General features: G+C 68.5%; 6 protein-coding genes. 2 read left to right on the top strand and 4 right to left on the bottom strand.

Going from position 1 to position 4625, the window contains the following annotated elements; all coding sequences use genetic code 11:
- The 4 genes from STSP_RS06150 to STSP_RS06170 all read right to left on the bottom strand — a co-directional run.
- On the bottom strand, positions 1-511 hold a 511-nt coding region (locus tag STSP_RS06150; RefSeq protein WP_408646234.1), incomplete at its 3' end, for a transposase family protein.
- Entirely contained in the window at positions 396-1115 is a 720-nt protein-coding gene (locus tag STSP_RS41135) for a helix-turn-helix domain-containing protein (protein WP_107441211.1), read from the bottom strand. The genes STSP_RS06150 and STSP_RS41135, both read right to left, overlap by 116 nt.
- A gap of 811 nt (positions 1116-1926) precedes the next feature.
- Entirely contained in the window at positions 1927-2304 is a 378-nt protein-coding gene (locus STSP_RS06165; protein WP_067273146.1) for a toxin Doc, read from the bottom strand.
- Entirely contained in the window at positions 2304-2543 is a 240-nt protein-coding gene (locus STSP_RS06170) for a hypothetical protein (RefSeq protein ID WP_067273148.1), read from the bottom strand. Before STSP_RS06170 ends, STSP_RS06165 begins: the two co-directional genes overlap by 1 nt.
- Positions 2544-2877: 334 nt before the next feature.
- On the opposite strand from STSP_RS06170, the gene STSP_RS06175 reads away from it, so the two are divergent.
- Both STSP_RS06175 and STSP_RS06180 read left to right on the top strand, forming a co-directional pair.
- A complete protein-coding gene (locus STSP_RS06175) occupies positions 2878-3348 on the top strand; it encodes a universal stress protein (protein WP_067273151.1) in 471 nt (156 codons plus the stop codon).
- A gap of 705 nt (positions 3349-4053) precedes the next feature.
- Positions 4054-4625 (top strand): response regulator (locus STSP_RS06180; protein WP_067273154.1); only part of this gene is annotated, 572 nt, incomplete at its 3' end.

Here is a 4625-nt window from a genome sequence, read left to right on the forward strand (position 1 = left end):
TACCTCCCGCACCTTGATACCCCTTGTCCGCGAAGCACTTGACGCCGGCCTCGGCAAGCGCATCGATTATCTGGTGGGTGCGGGCGGCAGTGATGTCGTGAACCGCGCCAGGCAAGGCGGGCGAGGCCCAGATCAAGCGGCCGAACGGGTCGGTGATCACCTGCACGTTCATGCCGTGCTTTTTGTGGTTGCCGGAGTAGTACGGGCGGTCGGCGGCGATCCGGTCGATCGGAAGGAGTGTGCCGTCGAGGATGACGAACGCCTTGGCCGACGCGGTCTTCACGGCCTGCGTCAAGGTGGGGGCGAGGGCGGCCAGGATGGCGATGGCCTCGCGGATGTAGCGGTAGACGGTGGCAAGGCCGACGCCGAAGCCAGCAGCCAAGCGCGCGTAGGTGTCACCACATCGCAGGTGAGCCAGGGCGAGCAGCGCCTGCTGTCCTGCGGAGAGTTTCCGCCAGCGGGTGCCCGTCTCGCGCCGCCGATGGCTCAGGTGCTCGGCGAGGAAGCGCAAGGTCGAGCTGGAGAGGTCGATCGCGGACGGGTAGACAAGCACACGAAGCTCCTGGCAGGCACGGGTGATCTTGGTCGTGAACCCGTCTACCAGGAGCTTCACCACTTCGTATAGCCGCCCTCACGCCAACCACCCCTGCACTCAGCCAGGTTGGAACCAGCTCACTGCTGCCGGTCCCGGTCAGTCCGGCGGCGACGAAGTGCCGCTGCAGCGTCCGCTCGGTCGGCGACCAGCCCTGCGTCGTGCGCAGGATCCGCTGGATTTGCGCGGCCGTGCGGGCCGGATTCTCCCGCTTCAGGCCGGCCGCCAGCTCCAGCACCTCCGGCGGTGTCCTCGGGACCGCCTTGCGTGGCTCGGGGACCAGGGCGGCGAACCCACCGCAGCGGTAGTCGCGGGTCCACCGGTCGATCGTGCCCCGCGAGACACGTACTTGCCGGCCGAACGGATCGGTGTGTTCCCTCTCCGCCAACTCCCGTGCGAGGCGGCCGCGTTCTGGGGTCGTCAGACTCGTATCCAGCAGGTCCTGGATCAGGGAATAGCGGAACAGACCGACCTGCCGGGCTCTCTCCGCCCGGCGGCGGTCCTCGTCCTCGCTCGATGCCATGCGCGGACTCTCCTCGCATCTCGATCAGCGTCCGCCCCTGTCGCAGACGGACACGATCAAGACTTCCGGCGCCTCCAATCCCGCCCAGGGGCGGCCCGTGTTGATCAACTACCTAAAGAGGTGCAGGTCAGCACCCGACCCTCTATCGCCCGACCGGCGAAAGCCCACCGCGACACCGTGTTCATCTGAGGCCACCTCATCGCGGCCGCCCGATGGGCGGCGGCGATGACCGAGACCGCGTCGGCAAGCGGCGAGGCCTCCGGCTCCGGCATCACCGGATCGTCCGCGAGCGCGACCAAGGCGACGGGGGGCCTGTCGGAGGGCCAGAGCCTCATGTCGAGCGGTAGGACTCAGATCCCGTCAGACCCTGTGGCGACGTGAGTGCAGACTGCAGGTGCAGGATCTGCGGGGAGGGCCGACGGCAGGGGTGAAAACGCTCAAGCCTGCCGCCGGAGCGTGATCGTCAGGAAGTCGAGGCCGTGGGATCGTCCGGGACCTCGGAGAGCCCGTCGGAGGGCGGCGCGGTGGGCTCGTCGCTGGCATCCGTGGGCCACTCGCTTGGCGACGTGCTGCCGGGCCCTTCGCTTTCGGAGGGAGTGATGGTCGCCCCCTCGTAGGCGGGTGGCTGCCCTTGATCGTCCGGCAGGCCGAGTTCGGCGAGCCGGGTCATCTTGGTCCGCTCGCGGTCGATCCGTCAACAACCTCCTGCCCCGCAACAGCTAGCTCTCCAGGACCGCCGGCGGTGGAGCACGCTGTACGCACACGCGTGCTGTGCGATCTGCCGTCTGCCTTTCGACACAGTCACGGGGTGCTAAAGCTTCCAGGCGCGCAACTGATCGGCGACATCCTGGACACCGATGCGGGTGTCGCGGATCTTGCGGACGAGATCGGAAAGGGCTCCGTAGGGAGGATCGATGCCTTCGCCGGACTGGTCCATGTACTGGGCAGCGGTGAATGCCGCGTACAGGCTGTTGCGGTGCGGGAGGGGCTCCAGGCGCACGATGGTGTGCATCAGGGCAGCCGCGCGCCAGGCCGCGTCCGGGTCGGCGGCCGCGAGGGTCGGAAGCCTGGTCTTGTGGCGGGCGACTGCTGCCACAAGCGCGGAGTAGTCCGAGACCGTGAGGTCTTCGCTGCCGAGCGCGGCCTCCTGGACATCGAGCAGCCAGGAGACGTCGATGTAGAGGTGCATCAGGCGGCAGCGGCTCCGTTGTCGCGCTGAGTGGGCGGCACCTCGTCGGGGAAGGCCTGGTCGAACTCGTCGCGCAGCCGGTCGGCCCACCTGGTGGCGCCGGCGACGAACTGCTTGCGCTGCATCTCGCGCACGCCGAGGTCGTGGAGGTACTGCTTGAGGCTCTTGCCTTCGGCCGCGGCCGCAGCTCGCACGCCTTCGAGTTCGTCGTCGGTGAAGGACACGTTTAGGGATGGCATACACCGATGGTACCTAGTAGGTGCCTGTTGTGCGACGGCTTCCCGCACGAGGTCCGGCATGCGCCAGAATCGACCGCCGCGCGCACTCTCACACACTTCCCATCGGGCCCGAAGCTTTCCGAGATTGCGCGCCCCACCTCCTCCCTACCGCAGCGTCCCAGGGTGTGCACGAGGGCTGCGTCGCGACCGTCGACCGGCGGGACGCTGACCGGCAGGCACCGACTTCTACCCACTCGCGGGATCGACGCGGTGTACCTGTCGGCTGCGGTTGTATGGCAAATCTGCCCTGTGTCGCCCAGTGTGGACGCATATGAGAGCAGAAGGGGCAAATGTCATGGGGAAGCGGGGCTCGGCCTTGCACGTCGTGGTGGGTGTCGACGGCTCGCCTTCGTCGCATGCTGCGCTTCGGTGGGCGGTCCAGTATGCCGAGCTGATCGGCGGTGACGTGGTGGCAGTGGCTGCCTGGGAGCTGCCTTGGGCGTACGGGTGGTCCGCGCCCGCGGTGGACCCCACTTTCGACAGAACCATCGCCGAGCAGGGCCTGGTCAACCAGGTGCACGAAGTTCTTGGTGAGTCCGGTGCTGCCCGGGTGCGAAAGCGTCTGGTAAAGGGCAATCCCGTCGAGGTGCTGCTCAGTGAGGCGGAAGGGGCCAAGGCCCTCGTGGTGGGCAGCCGGGGCATGGGCGGATTCCGTCGAACGCTGCTGGGCTCCGTGAGTCAGCAGTGTGCGCTGCACGCTACGTGTCCGGTCGTCATCGTTCGCGCGACCGTCGAGGTGACGGACTCCGGTACACAGGCCGAGTGAGACGGGGTGGCCCGCCGGCGCACACTTGGCGGACCAATCCCGCGGCGCACAGTCCCTGCTCTTTGGCATACGCATCCACCAGCGCTACCTGGCCAGGGGCACGGCTGGTGAGCCGTAGGTGCGCCGTACTACCGGGCTCATGATTCGGAGACCGCGGCGAGCTGCACGACGAGTACAGGGTGATTGCCTTCCGGTTCGTCGACGACCTCTTCCTGGCGACGAGGCGGCGTGCGACGCGCTCGGTCACGTGCCCCTGGTGGCCGAGGGAGCCCACCACCCCGGCGCAGGGCCCGCCCCAGGGTCTGCCGCCCTGGGACTCGCCTACCGGTCGGCTCACCGACCGTCCCGCCGCCACCTCAGGGCACCTCCTGCAGCTGGCCGGTCCGCGCGTCAGGCTCGTCGCAGCCCGGCAGAGCAGTACTCGCGGGGACGGGCGGAACCCGCCATGGTCAGTCTCGACCGCGCGTATCCGGCCCGCAAATGGTGCGAATCCGGGAGCCCGGGGGCAAGGGTGCGGCCATGCGTTCGACACCCGGCGACCGGGGTAGCCGACGGGTGGTCGGAGACACCGCCCCCGTACGAAGACAGGGCCGGTCGGCCCTGGCCCTAGGTCCCTCGATCACGCAGGATCGCGGTGAGTTCGGCTCCCGCCCGTGGGCGTATATGCAGGTGCAGGGCGCGGGCGATGCAAGACAGGAGCAGTCGATGGCGGACAGTGAGCAGCACGGCGCCGGTGACCCGATTCGGGTGTTCCTGCTGGACGACCACGAAGTGGTCCGGCGAGGGGTGCGCGACCTTATCGACGACGAGCCCGACATCACCGTGGTCGGCGAGGCAGCCACGGCCGAGCAGGCCCTGGTACGCGTCCCCGCGCTGCGCCCCCAGGTCGCCGTACTCGACGTACGCCTGCCGGACGGCGACGGCGTGACTGTCTGCCGGGAGCTGCGCTCACGCATGCCCGACCTCGCCTGCCTGATGCTGACCTCCTTCGATGACGAGGAGGCACTGCTCGACTCGATCATGGCCGGCGCGTCCGGCTACGTACTGAAGCAGATCCGCGGATCGGACCTTGTATCGGCCGTGCGCACGGTGGCAGCCGGCCAGTCCCTGCTCGATCCCAGCGCCACTACCAAGCTGTTGGCACGGCTGCGCGGGGACCAGGAGCCGGAACCGGAGCCGGACGCGTTGCCGGGCCTGACTGGCCGCGAGCGGCAGATCCTGGCACTGAAGCTGCGCCATCTTGAAGTGGCTGGTCAGGGTGCTGGTGCGATGTCGTT

The sequence above is a fragment of the Streptomyces jeddahensis genome (assembly GCF_001642995.1).
GTDB classification, from domain to species: domain Bacteria; phylum Actinomycetota; class Actinomycetes; order Streptomycetales; family Streptomycetaceae; genus Streptomyces; species Streptomyces jeddahensis.